Below are 20,354 nucleotides of genomic sequence, written 5' to 3' on the forward strand. Positions count from 1 at the left end.
GTCGTCGTCTCAGTGCGCGGCCAGGGTCAGGTGATCGGCGATCGGTCCCAACACCAAAGCCGGCGTGAATTGCAGAACGGTCAGGATCGCGATGACCGCGATCAGGGTCAGCGCGAAGGTCGGGGTTTCCACCTGCAGGCTGCCGCCGGTTTCCGGCGCCACCCGCTTGCGCGCCAGTTGCGCGGCCACGATCAGCGGCACGATCAGCGCCGGATAGCGGCCCAGCAGCAGCACCACGGTGCAGCTCAGGTTCCACCATGGAATGCCGTCGCCCAGCCCCTCGAAACCGGAGCCGTTGTTGGCGAACGCCGAGGTGTACTCGTAGAACACCTGGCTGATGCCGTGGAAGCCGGGATTGGAAGTCGCCGAGATCGAGGCCGGCAGGGCAAGGGTGATCGCGGTGAAGCCGAGCAGCACCAGCGGCTGCAACAGGATCAGCAGCGCCAGCAGGCGCACTTCCGGCGCCTCGATCTTGCGCCCGAACAGTTCCGGGGTGCGCCCGGTCATCAGGCCGGCCAGGAACACGCTCAGCAGCAGGTACACCAGGAACTGCTGCAGGCCGCAACCGATGCCGCCCCAGATCGCGTTGATCAGCATGTTGACCATCGCCACGCCACCGGTCAGCGGCGCCAGCGAATCGTGCATGGCGTTGACCGAGCCGTTGGAGGTCTGCGTGGTCAGCGACGACCAAGCCGCCGAGGCATCGACGCCGAAGCGCACCTCCTTGCCCTCCATCAGCGCGGCACTGCCGGGCGCGTGGCCTTCGGCCCACAGCGACACCGCGGTGGACGCCAGCGACATCACCAGCATGCTGCCGAACACCAGCGCGGTGAACTTTCGGCGCCCGGTGAACGGGCCGACCATGAACGCCACCGCCACCGGGATCAGCACGATGCCCAGCATCTCCAGCAGGTTGGAGAACGGCGTGGGATTTTCCAGCGCCATCGCGCTGTTGGGGCCGTACCAGCCGCCGCCGTTGGTGCCGAGCTGCTTGATCGCCACCATCGCCGCGACCGGGCCGAGCGGGATCTTCTGCGTCTGCTGGCCGGCGCTGGCGTCCAGCGGCGTGGCGACCGGACCGGCCGCCAGCGTCGAAGGCACGCCCTGCTGGGTCAGCAGCAGCGTCCACAGCAGGCACAGCGGCAGCAGGAAGCGCAGGGTCGGACGGATCACGTCGGCCCAGTAGTTGCCAAGATCGACCTCCTGCGCCGTCTCGCCGCCAGTCGCGGCCGCCTTGCGCGCCGCATCCTGGCCACGCCCACCGAACAGGCCGCGCAGCGTCGCCGCGACCAGCGCCAGGCCCATCATCGGGGTGATGAACTGCAGGCCGACCACACCCACCGCCTGCGACAGGTACGACAGCTGCGCCTGGCCCGAGTAGTGCTGCTGATTGGTGTTGGTCAGGAACGAGACCATGGTGTGCAAGGCCACGTCCCAGCGCATGTTGGGCACCGCATCCGGATTGAACGGCAGCCAGGCCTGGGTCACGAACAGCACGAACACCAGCGCGCCCAGCACCAGGTTGCTGGCCAGGAACGCGCCGGCATAGGTGCGCCAGTGCATACCGCGCGCCGGATCGGTGCCGAGCAGGCGGTACAGCGGGCGTTCGATCCAGCCGAACAGCGCGTCGCCGCGCATCGGCGCCCCGCGCATCACCTTGGCCAGGTACAGGCCCAGCGGCCATCCCAGCAGCAGCGCGAGCGCATAGACAAGCAATGTATCGATCATGGAAGTGGCACTCGGCTCAGAAATCTTCGGGGCGCAGGATCACGTACAGCAGGTAACCGGCCGCGACGATCACCGCCACGCCGCAAACGAACGAAAGCCAACCGCTCATGGTCTCAACTCCGAAACAAAGGGACGGCCCGCCGCAGGGCAGGCCGCAATCGTGTGGGAACACCGCCGGACGCGGCATGCGCACGGAGGCAGAAGGGAAGCGCAACATGGCCACGCACGCCGGGTCGGACAGGCCTTCTGGCCCAGGCCGGCATTATCGAAGCCGCCGCCATAAACTCTCCGTGGCGAAGGCGCGCGGCACGCATAAATTCTGCGTAAAACCGCGCGACGCAGGCGCGTGCGCCACGTCTGCCGGCGCCGCGCCGCCGCCTGCACGGCAGCGCGCGACGACCTCAGTAATGCAGGATCGCGTCGATCAGCGCCGTCGCCTGATGGTTGCGGCGCCCGCCGTCGTAGGCGGGGAAATCGTAGGCATGCTCGTAGCGCAGCTCCGGGCGGATCTCCAGGTCCTGCGACACCCAGTGGGTGAGGCCGATGGTGTGGCTGGAGTAGCGCGTGGCGAAACCGGTGCGCTGGCCGTCGTGGTCGTTCACGAACTCGTTGCGGATCGCCAGCATGTCCGACGCGCCGAGCTGGATGTTGACGTAGTTGACGATGGCGTCGGCAGTGCTGCGCCCCAGCGGGAAGTCCGGCGCCTCGCCCAGCGCATAGCCCGGGCGCCCGGTCGGCGCGTGCGACTGCGACGGATCGGTGGCCAGCGCCTGGTCGCGCACGTAGATGTGGTAGGCCTCGGTGAGCATGTGCACCTTCGGCGAGAAGCGGTGGCCCCAGGTGAGCACGAATTCCTGCAGGTTGTTGTAGGTCTGCGCGGCGTTGTTGTACGACTCCACGCACGGATACAGCATGTCGTCGTTGCTCTTGGAGACCCAGCGCAGGCAGGCCTGCGCGCTCAGGCGGCTGGTCGCGTCCCAGATCGCCGAATCGTCGCCGCCGTGCACGCCGAGCTGCAGCGTCCACTGGTCGTTGAGCTTGGTGGTGGTGAGGATGCCCATGTTGGTATAGGCATCGACCGTGTACAGGATCGAATGGGTCAGCAGGTAGTTGTTCGGCGAGAACTGCGCTTCGATGTCCGGCAGCGACAGGTAACGGCCGACCGTGACCAGCATGCCCTGCGCCACCGACGGCAGGTACAGGTCCACGTGCGCGATCATCGGATCGTTGCCATAGATCTTGCCGTTGAGCGCGCTGTTGGGCTGCGGGTGGTGCAGCAACTGGTCGCTGGTGACGCCCTTCATCGTGGTGTAGTGGTAGTCGTAGCCGTACAGGTCGTCGAGGTGGAAGCCCCAGTCGACATGGTCGGTCTGCACCGTGTCCGGCACGCGCTGCAGGCGGATCAGCGCCTGGTTGAACTCGCCGCGATTGGGCCGCGTGGAGTAGGACAGCGGGTAGTTGCTGCGCGAGGACGTGCTGGCGTTGAGCGAGGGATTGATCCAGCCGTACAGCTCGATGCGGTTGCGCTGCATCCATTGCCCCACGCGCGTGCACGCCAGCGCCTTCTCCACCGGATACTGCGCATTCTCGTTGGGCACCCCGACCGGGTAGTCCACCGCACCAAGCTGCCATTCGGCCGACGGAAACGGCGGCGAGGAGAACGGCGCCGGCAGCCCCCGGCGCGCCGGCGTCGGCGCATCGGGATCGGCCGGTTGCGCATCCTCGCGATAGGCCGAGGCCAGGCGCGAGAAGAAGCCATTGGAACAATCTGCGCTGCGTGCCGGCGGCACGGGGGCGGGCTCCGATGCCGGCATCGCCTCCGACACGGGCGCAGCCAGGCCCACGGCGGCGGCATCGCCGGCGCACAGCACGGCCAGGGACAGGAACAGGGGATGGAACTTCATGGACATCGCGACGTCGGCTCGCAAGGAGCCGTCCTTCGTTGGGTGGAGGGGCAACGACGACGCGCCGCTTCACGCGCACGCGCCATCGCAGGCGATACGCCGGGTGGCGCATCGCGGGGAGGAAGTTGGAATGCAGCGCCGCGGTGGTGGCGGCGCTATGTCGTCAACGCGCGTGCAGTGAACGCGCGCGGCCGTGTGGCGGCGGATGCTGCAGCGCGCTGCGGCAGCCATGGTGGTGTCGCGGCGCACGCGGCATGGCCGCCACGCGGACGCGGACGGCACGCCGTTGCGTCTGCGGCACGCGGCGCCTGCAGGCGATCGGTGCGGCCTGCGACACGCTCAAGATTGCAGCCATCGATTCCACGCAAGCATCCCCGTCGTCAGCGCGGAAAGTATAGGAATCGCCGAATATCTTCGTTGCAAAGCGCAGGCGGGTTCGAATAAAAGCTACGTAAATTCGTGTGCTGTGCTGGCGTGGTGTGCGCGCTGCTGTGGCGATGCGCGATGCCGTACCCTCATCCGCCCCTGCGGGGCACCTTCTCCCGGTGGGAGAAGGGAGAGGCCAAAGCCCCTCTCCCGCCGGGAGAGGGGTTGGGGTGAGGGTCCGACGCGCGAAGCGCTGCGCTGATCAAGCTGTACACGGTTACGCCCTACCCTCATCCACCCCTGCGGGGCACCTTCTCCCGGGGGGAGAAGGGAGAAGCCCAAAGCCCCTCTCCCGCCGGGAGAGGGGTTGGGGTGAGGGTCCGGCGCGCGAAGCGCTGCGCTGATCCGGCTACACGAGGCTGCGCCCGTACCCTCATCCGCCCCTGCGGGGCACCTTCTCCCAAGGGGAGAAGGGAAGCGCCGACTATCTCAGTGCAATGGCACACTCAAGAACGACGGCGTCGCCGCTGGCGAGCTGAAGCTCACGGTGCCGCCGAAACGGCTGGCCGAGGCGTAGCGCGGATCGGTGGTGTCCACCACCAGCACCAGGCGGCGGCCGGCCGGGATCTCGACCGCGGTCGCCTGCAGCGCCAGGTCGAGCGTCACCGGTGTGCCCGGGGTCGCGTTGCGAAGGGTGTACGGCACATGGCTCAGCAACTGCGCCGAACCCGTGCCGTCCATGCTGTACAGATAAGCGAACAACGACACGTTGGACTGGCTCGGGGTCACCGTCAGGCGCAGCGAGGGCGCGCCGGCCAGGCGCTTGTCGCTGGATAGCACCGGGCCGCTCCACACTGCGGCACCCACCCGACTGACCAGCGGAATCGAGGTGGTTACCGGCTGGCCGAGGCCCTGCAACAGACCACTGACCATCACCACGCCGGAATCGGCCAGGGTCGGCACGTCGGTGGCGATGCGGTAGTTCCAGCCGCTGCTGTTGCCGCTGGTCAGCGACCCGGTCGGCAACAACAGGCCGCTGGGGCCGGTCAGGCCATAGCGGGTGGCGCCGGCCTGTACGCTGTTCCAGTCGGCATAACTGAGCCAGGTGCCGCCGAGGGTCGACAGTTGCACCGGCGCTTCACGGTCCACGCCGTTGTCGCGGCCTTTCAGGTAGCGATCGAACCAGCGCGTGGCCTCGGTATACACCTGGTTCGGCAGGCCCAGCGCGCCCGGCAGTTCGGCAGTGGCGTGGTCGCCCTGGCTGAACATCAGGTGCTTGGGCACGCTGAGCCGGTTGTAGAGGTTGATGTACTGGTTCGGCGGGAACAGGCCGTCGTTGAACGCATTGGCCAGCAGCACCGCCGGGCCGTTGCGGTTGAGCGCCTGCACCTCGTTGATCACTCCGCGTTCGGCCGCCTTGGGCAGGAAGCCCTGCACCGCGCCGTCGTAGTCGCCCACCGCCACGTGTGCGGTGATCCGCGCCAGGTCCGGACCGGGCCGGCCGGTGGCGACCCCGGCGGCAACCAGCAGGCCCACGCCCTGCTGGCTGACAGTGCTGTTGGCGTACAGCGAGGCCTGCAGGTCGGCCCAGCCGCTGAGCGCGGCCACCGCCTTGATGCGCGGGTCGCGCGCGGCGGCGAGCAGGCTGGTACCGGCGCCGTAGGAGATGCCCGAGACGCCGATCGCCTTGGCGTCGGCCGGGGTGTTGGCCAGCGCCCAGTCGATCACTGCGCTGACGTCCTCCACCGTCGGTGCCCCGGCGATGTCGATCAGCCCCTGCGAATCCCAGAAGCCGCGCGAGGTGTAGCTGACCACCACGTAGCCGTCGTTGGCCAGTTCGCTGGCGCGGCCCACGTATTCCAGGTTGGGCAGCGACCAGCTGGCCGGCATCACCACCAGCGGGAATGGCCCCGGGCCCTGCCCTTGCGGCACCAGGACGAGCGCGCCGAGCTTGGTGCCATCGAAACTGGAAATGCTCTGGTACTGCTTGGTGAAGCCGGCCGCAGCCGCGGCGGCGGAGAACACCAGCAACATCGCGCCAAGGGCGATGCGACGTGACACGGACATGCGCATGGACTGCCTCCCAAGCGGCGCCGGACCGGGATGGCCGGCTGCCGGAACGGTACTGCCAGAACGATGACAAGGGCTCGACACGGGGCCGGGCAGGCGGACCGTACCACCGGGTACGGGCGATATTCACGCCGCAGTGCGGCACAGTATGGAAGGACCTTGGCAGGCGGCCCGAACGTGCTGGCGCCGCGGCCGGTGGCCGGCGTGCGCCCAGGCCGCGCGGCTCAGCTCAAAAAGTGCTGGTAGCCGCTTCGCGGCGGCTGCCACCGCTGGCCGTCGGCATCGCGTACCGCGATGCCATTGCCAGCGACGATGCACCCGATCGGCGTCGCCGTGACCCCGACCGCCTGCAGCGCCTGCACAATCGCCGCGCGCTGCGCCGGGTCGGCGGTGAAGCACAGTTCGTAGTCGTCGCCACCGCCCAGCTGCCAGGCGTGCACCTGCGCAGGGTCCGCGTCGGCCGGGGCGGCGACCGCCGGCAGCGCGGCCAGGTCCAGTTCGGCGCCGACGCCGCTGCGCGCACAGATGTGCTCCAGGTCGGCCAGCAGGCCGTCGGACACGTCCACGCAGGCCCGCGCCAGGCCGCGCAGGCGCAAGCCGGCCTGCACCCGCGGCGTCGGCCGCAGCAGGCGCTGGCGCAGGCGTTCGTGCAGCGGATCGGCGGCCGGCGCGGTCACGTCCAAGCGGCCGGCCTGCCACAGCGCCAGCGCCGCGGCCGCCTCGCCCGGCTGGCCGGTCACCCAGACCTCGTCGCCCGGCTGCGCAGCATCGCGGCGCAGCGCCATCGTCGCCGGCACGCTGCCGATCGCCGTGACCGACAAGGCCAGCGGCCCGCGCGTGGTGTCGCCGCCGGCCAGGCCGATGCCGTGCGCATCGGCCAGGGCGAAGAAGCCCTCGGCGAACGCATCGACCCAGGCCATGTCGACCTGCGGCAACGACAGCGACAGCGTGCACCAGCGTGGCTGCGCGCCCATCGCCGCCAGGTCGGACAGATTCACCGCCAGCGTCTTCCAGCCGATGTCGGCGGCCGCGGTTTCGACCGGGAAATGCACCCCGGCGTTGAGCGTATCGGTGGTGATCGCCAGCAACTCCCCCGGCGGCGGCAGCAGCAAGGCCGCATCGTCACCGATGCCCAGCGGCAGGTCGTCCCGCGCCCGGCTGCGCGCGCGCAGGCGCTCGATCAGATCGAATTCGGGCATGGGGGGCTGAGAATCGGGAATGGGGAGTCGGGAATGGTTAGAAGCAGGAGCGAAAGCCGGAACGTCGGCGATCTCGAAGGAGAACGGCATCTGCTTTTGCCATTCCCCATTCCCTTTTCCCCATTCCCAGCCCCTCAGCCCCCCGACTCCACCGCGCGCCATTCCAGCGCGGCGCGGTCCAGGACGCCGTTGACGTAGGTGTGGCCGTGTTCGGAACCGAAGCGCTTGGCGGTCTCGATGGCTTCGTTGATCACCACGCGGTACGGCACGTCCATGCGGTGCAGCAGTTCGTAGGCGGCCAGGCGCAGTACCGCGCGTTCGATCGCGTCCACTTCCTCGACCGTGCGGTCCAGGTAGCCGACCAGCGCTGCGTCCAGTTCGGCGCGGTGCTTGAGCACGCCTTCGACCAGGTTCTCGAAGTACACCAGGTCGGCGATCTCGTGCGCCTGCTCGTGCGCGAACTGCGCGATCACGTGCTGGGCGTTGCCGCCGGAGATCTGCCAGGCGTAGATCGCCTGCAGCGCACGCCGGCGCGCGCGCGAACGCAGGACCGGATCCACGCCGTCGCGACGTGGGTGGTGCTTGTGGCCAGCGGGTTTGTTCACGGCAGCAGCTCCAGCAGGTTGACCATCTCCAGCGCGCTCAGCGCCGCTTCCTCGCCCTTGTTGCCATGGCTGCCGCCGGCGCGCGCCTCGGCGTCCTCGACCTGCTCCACGGCGAGCACACCGTTGAGCACCGGGATGCGGAAGTCCAGCGACACCCGCAGCAGGCCCTCGGCGCAGCCGTCGGCGACATGTTCGTAGTGGCGGGTGTCGCCGCGGATCACGCAACCCAGCGCGATGATCGCGGCATGCTTGCCGGCCGCGGCCAGGCGGGCGGCGACCAGCGGCAACTCCCACGCGCCCGGCACCCGGATCACGTCCACCGCGTCATCGGCGATGCCGTTGCCGGCCAGGCTCTGCCGCGCACCGGCGACCAGCACGTCGGTGATACGGGCGTTCCAGCGGCTGGCGATGATCGCGAAACGCGCCGACTCGGGAGTGCGGAGGTCGCCTTCGTAGTGGGACATGGCGGTGGCAGCTTGAGGGGGTGGGAGAGTTTAACAGCCGGGACCCGGGACCCGGGGTCCGGGAGAAGCAAACGAGGTCGCGCGCGGGGATCAGGCTTTTCCGGGTCCCGGGTCCCGGGTCCCGATTCCCGGCTCCACATGCTCCACCACCTCCAGCCCGAACCCGGCCAACCCGATCTGCCGGCGCGGCGTGCCGAGCACGCGCAGCTTGCCCAGGCCCAGGTCGGCGAGGATCTGGCTGCCCGCGCCGTTGCGCCGCCACTGGCCCACGTCCTTGCCGTGCGCCGCCTCCGGCTGTGCGCGCAGCCGCGCCAGCAGCGCCTCGCTGTCGCGCGGCGCCGACAGCACCACCATCACCCCGCGCTCGGCGGCGGCGATCGCGCGCAGGGCGTCGCTGGCGGCCACGCCGAAGTCGTCGCGGCGCCAGTGCAGCAGGTCGGCCAGCGGGTTCTCCACCTGCACCCGCACCAGGGTCGGGGTGTCGGCGTCCGGGGTGCCGCGGACCAGCGCGAAGTGCAGGTCGTGGGCGATGCGGTCGCGGTAGGTGACCAAGGTGAAGCCGCCGAACTCGGTGTCGATCGGGCGCTCGTCGATGCGTTCGACGGTGTGCTCGGTGGCCAGGCGGTAGGCGATCAGGTCGGCGATCGAGCCCATCTTCAGCCCGTGGGTGCGGGCGAACGCTTCCAGCTGCGGACGCCGCGCCATGCTGCCGTCGGGATTGAGCACTTCCACCAGCACGCCGGCCGGCTCCAGCCCCGCCAGCATCGGCAGGTCGCTGGCGGCCTCGGTGTGGCCGGCACGGGTCAGCACCCCGCCCGGCTGGGCGATCAGCGGGAAGATGTGGCCGGGCTGGCTGAGGTCGTGCGGCTTGGCGTCCGGCTTGACCGCGGTGCGCACGGTGTGGGCGCGGTCGTAGGCGGAGATGCCGGTGGTGACGCCCTCGGCGGCCTCGATGCTGACGGTGAAGTTGGTATGGAACTGCGCGGTGTTGCGCTGGACCATCGGCGCCAGGCCCAGCTGCGCGCAGCGCTCGCGGGTCAGCGACAGGCACACCAGGCCGCGCGCGTGGGTGACCATGAAGTTGATGTCCGAGGGCTTGACCAGCTCGGCGGCCATGATCAGGTCGCCCTCGTTCTCGCGGTCCTCGTCGTCGACGATGACCACCATGCGGCCGGCGCGGAGTTCTTCCAGCAGCTCGGGGACGGAGGCGAAATTCAGGCTCGGGGTAACGGAAGGCGACATGCGGGGACTCGCGGAAAGACGGAAGGTGCCGCGCGCGCCGCAGGCAGCGGCGCAGCGTGGCGGAGAGGCAGAAGGCCGGACGCGGCCAGGATCAGTCCTGGCGGCCCTGCAACAGGCGTTCGACGTAGCGCGCGACCAGGTCGATCTCCAGGTTCACCGCCGCGCCGACGGCGGTCTGCGCGAACGCGGTGTGCGCCACGGTGTGCGGAATCAGCGCGACCTCGAAGCCTTCGGCGTCGACTTCATTGACGGTGAGGCTGACCCCGTCCACGCAGATCGAGCCCTTCTTGGCGATGTAGCGCAGCAGCGACGCCGGCGCGGCGAAACGCCAGCGCTGCGCGCGCGCATCGTCGTGAATCGACAGCACCTCGCCGAGGCCGTCGACATGGCCGCTGACCAGGTGCCCGCCGAGGCGGTCGCTGGGGCGCATCGCCCGCTCCAGGTTCAGTGTCGCGCCCTCGGCCAGGCGGCCGAGCGTGGTCAGCGCCAGGGTCTCGGTGGAGGCGTCGGCCTGGAACGCCGCCGCGTCGAAGGCGATCACGGTCAGGCACACGCCATTGACCGCGATGCTCTCGCCCAGGCGCACGTCGGAGAACGGCAGGCTGCCGGTGGCGAAGGTGAAGCGGAGATCGCCGCCCTGCGGCTGGCGTGCGGCGAGGTGGCCGACGCCTTCGATGATTCCGGTGAACATAGCTACGTTTCTCGCAATGGGGTGAGCGAAAAACGCCACAAGGCAAACAGGCACGCGCACAGCCGCAAGGCTGCGCGAAGGCCGTCTTCTTTCATCCGGACTATACCGTCGGCTCCGGCATCGCACCGGATCTGCTGACCTTCCCGATTCGGCGCGTCGCGCCTGCGCCGGGAAGCGCTCGCGGGCTCGTGCGCGAACGCACCTACCGCCGGTGGGGAATCGCACCCCGCCCTGAAGACGTTTGTGGTCGCCGGCGAACCGGCCTGGGCATTCTAGCAGGCGCGGCCGCAGCGGCCGCCCGGTACAGCGCGCCACCGGTGGGACAAAGCGTCGCGGTGCGCACGGCAACCTTGCGCGCGGCGACGCGCATCACCGTCGATCGCTCAGGGCGAGGCCGCCCCCGTGCTGGCGGCGATCGCCGGCCGCAACAGCAGACGCAGGTCGTCGCCGAGCTGGCGCACGTCCTGCAATTGCAGCGGTACGCGCTGCGCCATGGTCTCGATGCCGAGCCCGGCCAGCAGCGGACGCGCGGTATCGCCCAATAGGAGCGGCGCCATGTACACCAGCACCTCGTCGACCAGGCCGGCGCGCAGCAGTGCACCGCTCAGCGTCGCCCCGGCCTCGACCTGGACCTCGTTGATGCCGCGCTCGCTGAGCAGGCGCAGCGCCGCGTGCAGGTCGCAGCGGCCGTCGTGCAACGGCACCGCGGCGAACGCGGCGTGAGCCAGCGCCGGCGGCACGCAGTCCGGCGCATGCAGGTACAGGGTCGGTGCGCTGCCGTCGCGGACCTTGGCCTGCGCCAGGCTGCGCAGTTGCGCGTCCAGCACCACGCGCAGCGGCGGGGCCACCTCGATCGCCGCGTCCAGGCGCACGGTCAGTGCCGGGTCGTCGGCCAGTACGGTGCCGGCGCCGGTAAGGATGGCGCCGGCGCGGGCGCGCCAGTGGTGCACGTCCTGGCGCGCCGCCGCGCCGGTGATCCATTTCGATTCGCCGCTGGCCAGGGCGGTGCGTCCGTCCAGGCTGGCGCCGAGCTTGATCCGCAACCACGGCCGGCCGCGCTCCACCCGCGACAGGAAGCCACGGTTGAGCGCGCGCGCCTGCGCCTGCATCAACCCGGATTGCACCGCGATGCCGGCCTCTCGCAGCAGTGCGAAGCCGCCGCCGTTGACCTGCGGGAACGGGTCGGCCATCGCCGCCACCACCCGCGCCACCCCGGCCTCGATCAGCGCCAGCGCGCACGGCGGGGTGCGGCCGTAGTGCGCGCACGGCTCCAGGGTCACGTAGGCGGTGGCGCCACGGGCGCGTTCGCCGGCGGCGCGCAGCGCGAACACCTCGGCGTGCGGCCCGCCGGCGCGCTGGTGGAAGCCCTCGCCCACCACGACACCGTCGCGCACGATTACGCAGCCGACCATCGGATTGGGCCGCGTGGTGTAGGCGCCGCGCTCGGCCAGGCGCAGGGCCTGCGCCATCCAGCGATGGTCGTCGGCGGAGAAGCCGGAGACGACGTCGGTGCTCATGCGGATGCGGTAGCAGCACTGACGTCGCGGCGCATCACCACGATCTGCAGCAACCCCAGCGGCAGGTCGGCATGGCGCTGCCAGCCCAGGCGCTCGTAGAACGGCACCAGCACCGGTTCGCAGTACAGGTACAGCCACTGCACGCCGAAGCGCGCGGCAGCCTGCACGCAGTGCGCGACCAAAGCGGCGCCGACGCCGGCACCGCGCGCCTGCGGCCGCACGTACAGCGTCGCCAGCCACGGCGAAAACTGGCGGATGCGCGCGTCGTCGTTCTGCAGCAGGCTGACCGAGCCCAGCCAGTCCTCGCCGTCCAGGGCGATCCAGCTGGTGGGGATGCGGCGTTCGTCGCGGTGGCTGCGCAGGTCGGCCTCGGCCTCCACCACGTTCCACTCCGGCAGCAGCGGGCCGAACGCCTGCAGATGCTCCTGCGCCAGCGCGGGAATGTGCTGCGCGGCCTCGGCCAGACAGACGATGCGCATGCGCTCAGCGCTTGCCGGTCTTGTCGCCCGGCTTGGCCGCGCGCACCAGGTCCAGCAGCGGCAACTGCTCGCTGCCGACCGGCAACTCGCGCTCGAGCTTCTCGATCTCCTCGCGGAAATCGGCCACGTCCTGGAAGCTGCGGTACACCGAGGCGAAGCGCACGTAGCCGACGTGGTCGAGCTTGCGCAGCTCGGCCATCACGTACTCGCCGACCCGGATCGAGGGCAGTTCGCGCTCGCCGGACATGCGCAACTGATGCACCACCGCGCGCACCGCCGCCTCGATCTGCTCCTCGGACACCGGCCGCTTCTGCAGCGCGCGGTCGAAGCTGGTGCGCAGCTTGCGCGCATCGAACGCCTCGCGCCCACCGTCGCTCTTGATCACCGTCGGCAGCTTGAGTTCGATCGTCTCCAGCGTGCTGAAGCGCTCGCCGCAGGCCTCGCACTCGCGACGCCGGCGGATCGTCGCGCCGTCCTCGGACACGCGCGAATCGATCACCCGGGTATCGGTGTGCTGGCAGAAGGGGCAGTGCATTCAGGGCGCCGGGAATGGGGAAACGGGAATGGGGAATGGGAACGTCAACCGCGCAAGCGTAGCGCTTCTGACCATTCCCGATTCTCCATTCCCCATTCCCGTTTTTCAGCCATACACCGGATACTTGCGGCACTGCGCGGTCACCGCGTCGCGCACGCGCGCCAGCACGGTATCGTCGGCCGGGGCGTCGAGCACGTCGGCGATCCAGTTGGCCAGATCGACGCAATCCTGTTCCTGGTAGCCGCGGGTGGTGATCGCCGGGGTGCCCAGGCGCAGGCCCGAGGTCACGAACGGCGAGCGCGGGTCGTTGGGCACCGAGTTCTTGTTGACGGTGATGTGGGCCTTGCCCAGCGCCGCTTCCGCGTCCTTGCCGGAGACGTCGCGGCCGATCATGTCCACCAGCATCAGGTGGTTCTCGGTGCCGCCGGAGACGATCTTGTAGCCGCGCGCGATCAGGGTCTTGGCCATGGCCTGGGCGTTCTTCACCACCTGCTGCTGGTAGCGGGTGAATTCCGGCTCCAGCGCTTCCTTGAACGCCACCGCCTTGGCCGCGATCACGTGCATCAGCGGGCCGCCCTGGATGCCGGGGAAGACGATCGACTGCAGCTTCTTGGACAGGTCTTCGAGCTTGTCGCCGGCGCCGGCGGCACTGGCGACGATGATGCCGCCACGCGGGCCGCGCAGGGTCTTGTGGGTGGTGGAAGTGACCACGTGCGCGTGCGGCAGCGGGGTCGGATAGACACCGGCGGCGACCAGGCCGGCCACGTGTGCCATGTCCACGAAGAAGTAAGCACCGACCTTGTCGGCGATGGCGCGGAAGCGCGCCCAGTCGATCACCTGCGAGTAGGCGGAGAAGCCCGCCACCACCATCTTCGGCTTGTGCTCCACGGCCAGGCGCTCGACTTCGTCGTAGTCGATCAGGCCCTGGTCGTCGACGCCGTACTGCACGGCGTTGAACAGCTTGCCGGAGGCGTTGACCTTGGCGCCGTGGGTCAGGTGGCCACCGTGCGCCAGCGACATGCCGAGGATGGTGTCGCCCGGCTGCAGCAGCGCGAAGTACACCGCCTGGTTGGCCTGCGAGCCGCTGTGCGGCTGCACGTTGGCGTAGTCGGCGCCGAACAGTTGCTTGACCCGGTCGATGGCCAGCTGCTCGGCGACGTCGACGAATTCGCAACCGCCGTAGTAGCGCTTGCCCGGATAGCCTTCGGCGTACTTGTTGGTCAGCTGGCTGCCTTGCGCTTCCATGACCAGCGGGCTGCAGTAGTTCTCGCTGGCGATCAGCTCGACGTGGTCTTCCTGGCGGCCGGCTTCGGCGGCGATGGCGCGGGCCAGGTCGGGATCGTAGGTTTCGATGCGGGCGTCGCGCGGGAACATCGGGTCTCCGGGGGGCATGGACAGAAGGCAGACGACTAGTTTAAGCCCCGCGCGCGGCCGAGGGCGAACCAAAACGCAGACGGCCTCCCGAAGGAGGCCGTCTGGCGATGCCGCAGCAGGGCTCAGCGGCCGCTGAGCACCAGATCGGCGATGATGCCGGTGGCGATGGCGACCAGCAGCAGGTTGCCGGTGTCGTCGCGCACCCAGCGGTAGCCGTACGGCGGGCGCCGGACCTGGTAACGGTCGTAGTCGTAGACCACGTAGTTCGGGCCGTAGTAGCGCTGGCCGCGCGCCCAGCGCGGCGGGCCCGGGCGGTAGTAGACGACGTCGGGGCCGTTGCGATAGCCATCGCGGTAGCCGCGGTCGTAGGCGCGACGGGCGTCGCGGCGGTCGCGCTCACGGTCGCGCCAGTAGCGCTCGCGATCGGCGTCGCGGTAGCCGCGGTCGTACCAGCCATGGTCGCGCGGACCCGGTCCCGGCGGCGGGGGCGGCGGTCCCGGAGGACCTGGCGGGCCCCAGCCCGGGCCGGGACCCGGACCGCCCGGACCCCAGGCGAATGCGGATGGCGCCATGAAACCCAGCGCCAGCGCGGACGAGAGGGCGATTGTGGCAATGCGTTTCATGTTCATGGCAACTCCGTCACGTGGTGTGGCGGTTGCATTTAGGCCGTTTTCGTCTGAACCGTCTCCTGCTGGAATCGGTTACGTATTCAGCTTCCCGGAACGGGCTAGGAAAGCGTTCATCCAGCGGCATTTCCGGCCTGCGCGTGCAGGCGCAACAGCGCCGCCTGCGCCGTGTCATCGGCTGGCAAATAGACCACCAGACGGTTGCCGTTGCGCGGCGCCGACCACCAGTTGACCTGCTGCAGGTGCAGCTCGCCTTCCTGCGGATGGCGGAAGCGCTTGAGCTGATTCTCCACGCCGCGCACCTCGCGCCGCTGCCGCCACAGCGCATCGAACTCGGGAGAGGCCGCACGGTAGCGCGCCAGCAGCGCCTCCCATTCCGGCTCGCCCAGGTGTTCGGCCATCGCCGCGCGCAGCAACGCCACCATGTGCTGCAGCACCTCCTGGCGATCGAGCAATGCGTCGCGCCAGCGCGGATTGGTGAAGGCCTGATAGACGCAGTTGCGGTCGGCGTCCGCCAGGTCGGCCAGGGTCACACCCATCAGCCGCTCGAAGGCCGGGTTGGCGCCGAGGATGTCGAAGCGCGGGGTCTGCAGCATTGCCGGCCACGGGCCGAGCTGGTCCAGCAGCATGCGCCCGGTGCCGGTCAGGCGTTGGCACGGCGGCGGCGCCAGGGCGGTCGTGCCGCCCACGCCGGCCAGCGCCAGCACGTGCGCGGTTTCCACCTCCGAACACTGCAGGGCGCGGGCGATGGCGGTCAGCACGCGCGCCGAGGCGCGGACCGGGCGCCCCTGTTCCAGCCAGGTGTACCAGGTCACGCCGACATCGGCGAGCAAGGCCACTTCCTCGCGGCGCAGGCCGGGGGTGCGGCGCCTGCCGCCGCGCGGGAGCGCCAGCCGCGCCGGGTCCAGGCTCTCGCGGCGGGCGCGCAGGAAGGCGCCCAGCGCGCGGGCACGCTCGCTGGCCAGGGCCGGGCCCGACGTAGCAGGCGCGACCGCCCGCTCCGGCCTGGAGGTGGAATGCGCGAGGTCCGGTTGCATCGTCTTCTCCACTTTTGCTGTCCGCCGGTGCCCGACGACGCCGCGTCGACAGGCGGCGCAGGCGTGTCTGTCGCGCCGCAGGAGACGGCGCCCCGACGCGATTGTTCGGGACACCAGGGAGGCAGCGCCAGTACCAGGATAAATGAGTCCTTGTACCAGTTTATCGACTCACCATACTGCGCGCCATGACCACACCCTCCCCCGCCTCCGCCATGCCCGCCACCACCCCCACCCTGAGCCACCGCGGCCTCGGCATCCTGCTGATCGGGCAGATGCTGCCGCTGATCGATTTCTCCATCCTCAATGTCGCGCTCGGCTCGATCGCCCACACGCTGCACGCGTCGGCGACCCAACTGGAGCTGATCGTGGCCGTCTACGGCGTCGCCTTCGCGGTGGGCCTGGCGGCGGGCGGCCGGCTCGGCGACAACCTCGGCCGGCGCCGCGTGTTCGGTGCCGGCGTGCTGCTGTTCGGCCTGGCCTCGTTGCTGTGCGGGGTGGCCGGTTCGGTCCCGGCCCTGCTGGCCGGCCGCATCCTGCAGGGACTGGGGGCGGCGCTGGCGGTGCCGCAGATCCTGGCCACCATCCACGTCAGCCTGCAAGGCAAGGCGCACGCCCGGGCATTGGCGCTGTACGGCTCGCTGGGCGGCATCGCCTTCGTCATCGGTCAGGTGCTGGGCGGCTCGCTGGTCAGCGCGGACATCGCCGGATCCGGCTGGCGCAGCGTGTTTCTGATCAACCTGCCGTTCTGCTTGCTGGCGCTGGCCTGCCTGCGCGCCGTGCCGGAGACCCGCGCGGCACGGCGGATGCCGCCCGACCTGGCCGGCGCCGGGCTGCTGGGGCTGTTCCTGGCCTGCCTGCTGCTGCCATTGGCGCTGGGCCCTGCCCTGCACTGGCCGCCGGCGTGCCTGGCGGTGCTGGCGGCCTGCCTGCCGCTGCTGGCGGCGCTAACCCGGGTCGAACTGTGGCAGGAACGCCGCGGACGGACGCCGTTGCTGCCGCTGGCCTTGCTGCGGCTGCCCAGCGTGCGCTTCGCGCTGCTGGTGGGCGGGGTGTTCTTCACCTGCTGGAGCGGTTTCATGTTCGTGCTGGCGCTGACCCTGCAGACCGGCGCCGACCTCTCGCCGCTGCAGTCCGGCAATGCGTTCATCGTGCTGGGCGCGGCCTACTTCGCCTCCGCGCTGGTCAGCGCCCGCGTGGCGGCGCGCTGCGGCCCGCTGCCGACGCTGCTGCTGGGCTGCCTGGTGCAGATGCTGGGCCTGCTGGCGCTGGGCTGGACGCTGCACGCCGTGTGGCCGCATCCGGGCGCGGGCAACCTGGCCCCGGCGACCGCACTGATCGGTGCCGGCCAGGCCTGGATCGTGGCCAGCTTCTACCGCATCGGCCTGTCGCAGGTGCCCACCGACCACGCAGGCGCGGGCAGCGCCATGCTCTCCACCATCCTGCAGGCGGCGATGGGCCTGGGCCCGGCAGCGCTCGGCGCGATCTACGCCCACGCCCGCGGTGGCGGCAGCCTGGCCGCGATGCAGGCGGCGCTGCACAGCGAGTGGCTGGCGATGCTGGTGCTGGTGATCTGCGCACTGTTCTATCTGCGCCGGCAGCGCCGCGCGGGGGAAACGGCGACGGCACCGAGCGCAGCGCTGCCGCCGATCGCCGAGTAGGCCGCGCGGCACCGCCCGCGCGTCTGCCGCCGCCACCGTGCGACAACGAATGCCGGCGGCCGTCCGGCTATAATCCGCCATCCCTTTCGACGCCCTCCGGCCGCCGGCCGGCGGGCGCCCTGCGCCTTTGGAGCCGCCATGTCGCAATACATCTACACCATGAACCGGGTCAGCAAGACCGTGCCGCCCAAGCGCCAGATCATCAAGGACATCTCGCTGTCGTTCTTCCCCGGCGCCAAGATCGGCCTGCTCGGCCTCAACGGCGCCGGCAAGTCCACCGTGCTGAAGATCATGGCCGGCGTGGACACCGATTTCGAAGGCGAGGCGCGTCCGCAGCCCGGCACCAAGGTCGGCTACCTGGCGCAGGAGCCGGAGCTGGACCCGAACAAGACCGTGCGCGAGTCGGTCGAGGAAGGCGTGGGCGAAGTGCTGCAGGCGCAGGCCGCGCTGGAAGCGGTGTACGCCGCCTATGCCGAGGAAGGCGCCGATTTCGACGCGCTGGCCAAGGAACAGGAGCGCCTGGAGGCGATCCTGGCCGCCGGCGATGCGCACACCCTGGAGAACCAGCTCGACGTGGCCGCCGATGCGCTGCGGCTGCCGCCGTGGGACGCCAAGATCGCCAACCTGTCCGGCGGCGAGAAGCGCCGCGTGGCGCTGTGCCGGCTGCTGCTGCAGAAGCCGGACATGCTGCTGCTCGACGAACCGACCAACCACCTCGACGCCGAGTCGGTGGAGTGGCTGGAACAGTTCCTGGCGCGCTATACCGGCACCGTGGTCGCGGTCACCCACGATCGCTACTTCCTCGACAACGCCGCCGAATGGATCCTGGAACTGGACCGCGGCCGCGGCATTCCGTGGAAGGGCAACTACACCGAATGGCTGATGCAGAAGGACGAGCGCCTGAAGCAGGAAGAGAACCAGGAGAAGGCGCGGCAGAAGGCGATCCAGAAGGAACTGGAGTGGGCCCGGCAGAACGCCAAGGGCGGCCGCTCCAAGGGCAAGGCACGTCTGGCGCGCCTGGACGAACTGCAGTCGGTCGATTACCAGAAGCGCAACGAGACCAACGAAATCTTCATCCCGCCGGGCGAGCGCCTGGGCAACTCGGTGATGGAGTTCAAGAACGTCTCCAAAAAGTTCGGCGACCGCCTGCTGATCGACAACCTGTCGATGATCATCCCGCCGGGCGCCATCGTCGGCATCATCGGCCCCAACGGCGCCGGCAAGTCGACCCTGTTCAAGATGATCACCGGGCAGGAGAAGCCGGATTCGGGCGAGATCGTGGTCGGCCCGACCGTGCAGCTGTCGTACGTGGACCAGAGCCGCGACAAGCTGGAAGGCAACCACAACGTGTTCCAGGAGATTTCCGGCGGCCTGGACATCCTCAACATCAACGGCGTGGAGATCCAGTCGCGCGCCTACATCGGCCGCTTCAACTTCAAGGGCCAGGACCAGCAGAAGATGGTCGGCTCGCTGTCCGGCGGCGAGCGCGGCCGCCTGCACATGGCCAAGACCCTGCTGCAGGGCGGCAACGTGCTGCTGCTCGACGAACCGTCCAACGACCTGGACATCGAAACCCTGCGCGCGCTGGAAGACGCGCTGCTGGAGTTCCCGGGCAACACCTTCGTGATCTCGCACGATCGCTGGTTCCTGGACCGCATCGCCACCCACATCCTCGCCTTCGAGGGCGACTCGCACGTGGAGTTCTTCCAGGGCAACTACCGCGAGTACGAGGAAGACAAGAAGCGCCGCCTCGGCGACGACGCCGGCCCCAAGCGCCTGCGTTTCAAGGCGCTGAAGTAAGCCGCAGCGCGTTTCTGGCAGCACCCGCCACGGCCCGCTTCGCGCGGGCCGTGCGCGTTTTGGCTGACTGTCGGGTGGGTCCGCTCTCTGGCTCCGGGAGTCTGCGGGAGTCGACTGTCATACAACGGCGACACGCGAAGCGGTGCGCTTTCCGATGGCGCAATGCGTCGGGACTGAAGTCCCTCCCACAGTGCACCCGCCGAGTTCGTTGCACGTCCCTGTGTCGCGATGGGCCTTACCGGTAAAACCGTCGCGACTGGAGCGCTCCTACAAGCGCGTGGCACTGCACGCATGCGGAAGTGAGCGCTACGCATCGCCAACGCGGGGGCATCCCGGCACTACAAGTCGTAGGACAGCACGTCCTCGAAACCAAACCTGTCGAAATCGCGGATGCGCGAGGGATACAGGCGGCCGATCAGGTGGTCGTGCTCGTGCTGCACCACGCGGGCGTGGAAGCCCTCGGCCTCGCGCTGCAGCGGGGTGCCGTCCGGCAGCACGCCGCGGTAGCGGATGTGCCGGTAGCGCGGAATCACCGCGCGCAGTCCGGGAATGGACAGGCAGCCTTCCCAGCCATCCTCCAGGTCGTCGGACAGCGGCTCGATCTCCACGTTGGCCAGGGCGGTGCGCGGCACCGGCGGCGCGTCCGGATAGCGGGCGCTGCGCTCGAAGCCGAACACCATCAGTTGCAGATCCACCGCGATCTGCGGCGCGGCCAGGCCGACGCCGCGCGCAGCGTCCATGGTCTCGAACATGTCGGCGACCAGCGCATGCAGTTGCGCGCTGTCGAAATCGGTGACCGGCGGCGCCTGGCGCAGCAGACGCGGGTCGCCCATGCGGATGATGTCGCGGATCATGTGCGGACTCCTGGCAGCGGGGAATGGCAGCGATTATCCGCCGTGGCGGCGACGCGTGCAGCGCGGGCTGCGGCCTCCCCTGCCCCGACTGCGACACGCCGCGGTGCAATCCCCGTGTTGCGGCAAAGCGCTTGGCGAATTCTGCAGGCGTGAACTGTCCTGCAGCCGCGACGCGCGACGTGGCGCGCCTCCCGGTGGCGCAATG

At 69.8% G+C, this 20,354-nt stretch carries 18 protein-coding genes and 1 riboswitch; of the genes, 2 read left to right on the top strand and 16 right to left on the bottom strand.

What is annotated here, in order from left to right; genetic code table 11:
• Positions 1-9: 9 nt before the first annotated feature.
• The 15 genes from kdpA to SLW56_RS09380 form a co-directional block, all read right to left on the bottom strand.
• A complete protein-coding gene (gene kdpA, locus SLW56_RS09310; protein ID WP_320694745.1) occupies positions 10-1,728 on the bottom strand; it encodes a potassium-transporting ATPase subunit KdpA in 1,719 nt (572 codons plus the stop codon).
• A gap of 16 nt (positions 1,729-1,744) precedes the next feature.
• Entirely contained in the window at positions 1,745-1,837 is a 93-nt protein-coding gene (locus tag SLW56_RS09315; protein WP_010341961.1) for a potassium-transporting ATPase subunit F, read from the bottom strand.
• Between the two features lie 292 nt (positions 1,838-2,129).
• On the bottom strand, positions 2,130-3,638 hold the full coding sequence (locus SLW56_RS09320) for an outer membrane beta-barrel protein (RefSeq protein WP_320694746.1): 1,509 nt from the start codon (positions 3,636-3,638) through the stop codon (positions 2,130-2,132).
• 849 nt (positions 3,639-4,487) lie between these two features.
• Entirely contained in the window at positions 4,488-6,059 is a 1,572-nt protein-coding gene (locus SLW56_RS09325; RefSeq protein WP_320694793.1) for a CocE/NonD family hydrolase, read from the bottom strand.
• A 233-nt stretch (positions 6,060-6,292) separates the two neighbouring features.
• The gene (thiL, locus tag SLW56_RS09330; RefSeq protein ID WP_320694747.1) at positions 6,293-7,267 is read right to left on the bottom strand and encodes a thiamine-phosphate kinase; all 975 of its coding nucleotides are present in this window, start codon (positions 7,265-7,267) and stop codon (positions 6,293-6,295) included.
• Between the two features lie 134 nt (positions 7,268-7,401).
• Positions 7,402-7,872: a transcription antitermination factor NusB gene (gene nusB / locus SLW56_RS09335; protein WP_017910046.1), complete on the bottom strand. Its 471-nt coding sequence runs from the start codon at positions 7,870-7,872 to the stop codon at positions 7,402-7,404.
• Entirely contained in the window at positions 7,869-8,336 is a 468-nt protein-coding gene (gene ribH / locus SLW56_RS09340) for a 6,7-dimethyl-8-ribityllumazine synthase (protein WP_017910047.1), read from the bottom strand. The genes nusB and ribH overlap by 4 nt, the downstream gene beginning before the upstream one ends.
• A gap of 90 nt (positions 8,337-8,426) precedes the next feature.
• The gene (ribB, locus tag SLW56_RS09345; RefSeq protein ID WP_320694794.1) at positions 8,427-9,554 is read right to left on the bottom strand and encodes a 3,4-dihydroxy-2-butanone-4-phosphate synthase; all 1,128 of its coding nucleotides are present in this window, start codon (positions 9,552-9,554) and stop codon (positions 8,427-8,429) included.
• Positions 9,555-9,669: 115 nt separating this feature from the next.
• The gene (locus SLW56_RS09350; RefSeq protein WP_320694748.1) at positions 9,670-10,269 is read right to left on the bottom strand and encodes a riboflavin synthase; all 600 of its coding nucleotides are present in this window, start codon (positions 10,267-10,269) and stop codon (positions 9,670-9,672) included.
• 79 nt (positions 10,270-10,348) lie between these two features.
• Positions 10,349-10,512: riboswitch (FMN riboswitch) on the bottom strand.
• A gap of 140 nt (positions 10,513-10,652) precedes the next feature.
• A complete protein-coding gene (gene ribD / locus SLW56_RS09355; RefSeq protein WP_320694749.1) occupies positions 10,653-11,786 on the bottom strand; it encodes a bifunctional diaminohydroxyphosphoribosylaminopyrimidine deaminase/5-amino-6-(5-phosphoribosylamino)uracil reductase RibD in 1,134 nt (377 codons plus the stop codon).
• Positions 11,783-12,265, bottom strand: coding sequence for a GNAT family N-acetyltransferase (locus SLW56_RS09360; protein ID WP_267086338.1), 483 nt, complete (start codon positions 12,263-12,265; stop codon positions 11,783-11,785). The genes ribD and SLW56_RS09360 overlap by 4 nt, the downstream gene beginning before the upstream one ends.
• Before the next feature lie 4 nt (positions 12,266-12,269).
• A complete protein-coding gene (gene nrdR / locus SLW56_RS09365; RefSeq protein WP_295920662.1) occupies positions 12,270-12,800 on the bottom strand; it encodes a transcriptional regulator NrdR in 531 nt (176 codons plus the stop codon).
• 105 nt (positions 12,801-12,905) lie between these two features.
• Complete coding sequence (glyA, locus tag SLW56_RS09370; RefSeq protein WP_017912204.1) at positions 12,906-14,174, bottom strand: serine hydroxymethyltransferase; 1,269 nt, start codon at positions 14,172-14,174, stop codon at positions 12,906-12,908.
• Between the two features lie 122 nt (positions 14,175-14,296).
• Complete coding sequence (locus SLW56_RS09375) at positions 14,297-14,803, bottom strand: RcnB family protein (protein ID WP_295909234.1); 507 nt, start codon at positions 14,801-14,803, stop codon at positions 14,297-14,299.
• 110 nt (positions 14,804-14,913) lie between these two features.
• Complete coding sequence (locus tag SLW56_RS09380) at positions 14,914-15,837, bottom strand: helix-turn-helix transcriptional regulator (protein WP_320694750.1); 924 nt, start codon at positions 15,835-15,837, stop codon at positions 14,914-14,916.
• A 185-nt stretch (positions 15,838-16,022) separates the two neighbouring features.
• On the opposite strand from SLW56_RS09380, the gene SLW56_RS09385 reads away from it, so the two are divergent.
• Both SLW56_RS09385 and ettA read left to right on the top strand, forming a co-directional pair.
• Positions 16,023-17,495 (top strand): MFS transporter, encoded by a 1,473-nt coding sequence (locus SLW56_RS09385; protein WP_320694751.1) that lies wholly within the window; start codon positions 16,023-16,025, stop codon positions 17,493-17,495.
• Positions 17,496-17,633: 138 nt separating this feature from the next.
• Entirely contained in the window at positions 17,634-19,295 is a 1,662-nt protein-coding gene (gene ettA, locus SLW56_RS09390; protein WP_017908418.1) for an energy-dependent translational throttle protein EttA, read from the top strand.
• 338 nt (positions 19,296-19,633) lie between these two features.
• Here the strand turns inward: ettA and SLW56_RS09395 are convergent, their stop codons facing one another.
• Positions 19,634-20,149 carry a peptide deformylase gene (locus tag SLW56_RS09395; protein ID WP_150411280.1) on the bottom strand — a complete coding sequence of 172 codons (516 nt, stop codon included), beginning with the start codon at positions 20,147-20,149 and terminating at the stop codon, positions 19,634-19,636.
• Positions 20,150-20,354: the final 205 nt, after the last annotated feature.

It is taken from the genome of Xanthomonas sp. LF07-6 (assembly GCF_034105445.1).
Classification (GTDB): Bacteria; Pseudomonadota; Gammaproteobacteria; order Xanthomonadales; family Xanthomonadaceae; genus Xanthomonas_A; species Xanthomonas_A sontii.

Bases quoted from the DNA above. Each gene is read 5' to 3' on its own strand.
- SLW56_RS09375 (WP_295909234.1), bottom strand. From the start codon at position 14,803: ATGAACATGAAACGCATTGCCACAATCGCCCTCTCGTCCGCGCTGGCG.
- ribD (WP_320694749.1), bottom strand. From the start codon at position 11,786: ATGAGCACCGACGTCGTCTCCGGCTTCTCCGCCGACGACCATCGCTGG.
- nrdR (WP_295920662.1), bottom strand. From the start codon at position 12,800: ATGCACTGCCCCTTCTGCCAGCACACCGATACCCGGGTGATCGATTCG.
- SLW56_RS09385 (WP_320694751.1), top strand. From the start codon at position 16,023: ATGACCACACCCTCCCCCGCCTCCGCCATGCCCGCCACCACCCCCACC.
- SLW56_RS09360 (WP_267086338.1), bottom strand. From the start codon at position 12,265: ATGCGCATCGTCTGTCTGGCCGAGGCCGCGCAGCACATTCCCGCGCTG.
- thiL (WP_320694747.1), bottom strand. From the start codon at position 7,267: ATGCCCGAATTCGATCTGATCGAGCGCCTGCGCGCGCGCAGCCGGGCG.
- SLW56_RS09320 (WP_320694746.1), bottom strand. From the start codon at position 3,638: ATGTCCATGAAGTTCCATCCCCTGTTCCTGTCCCTGGCCGTGCTGTGC.
- kdpA (WP_320694745.1), bottom strand. From the start codon at position 1,728: ATGATCGATACATTGCTTGTCTATGCGCTCGCGCTGCTGCTGGGATGG.
- SLW56_RS09315 (WP_010341961.1), bottom strand. From the start codon at position 1,837: ATGAGCGGTTGGCTTTCGTTCGTTTGCGGCGTGGCGGTGATCGTCGCG.
- SLW56_RS09395 (WP_150411280.1), bottom strand. From the start codon at position 20,149: ATGATCCGCGACATCATCCGCATGGGCGACCCGCGTCTGCTGCGCCAG.
- ribH (WP_017910047.1), bottom strand. From the start codon at position 8,336: ATGTCCCACTACGAAGGCGACCTCCGCACTCCCGAGTCGGCGCGTTTC.
- glyA (WP_017912204.1), bottom strand. From the start codon at position 14,174: ATGTTCCCGCGCGACGCCCGCATCGAAACCTACGATCCCGACCTGGCC.
- ettA (WP_017908418.1), top strand. From the start codon at position 17,634: ATGTCGCAATACATCTACACCATGAACCGGGTCAGCAAGACCGTGCCG.
- SLW56_RS09380 (WP_320694750.1), bottom strand. From the start codon at position 15,837: ATGCAACCGGACCTCGCGCATTCCACCTCCAGGCCGGAGCGGGCGGTC.
- SLW56_RS09350 (WP_320694748.1), bottom strand. From the start codon at position 10,269: ATGTTCACCGGAATCATCGAAGGCGTCGGCCACCTCGCCGCACGCCAG.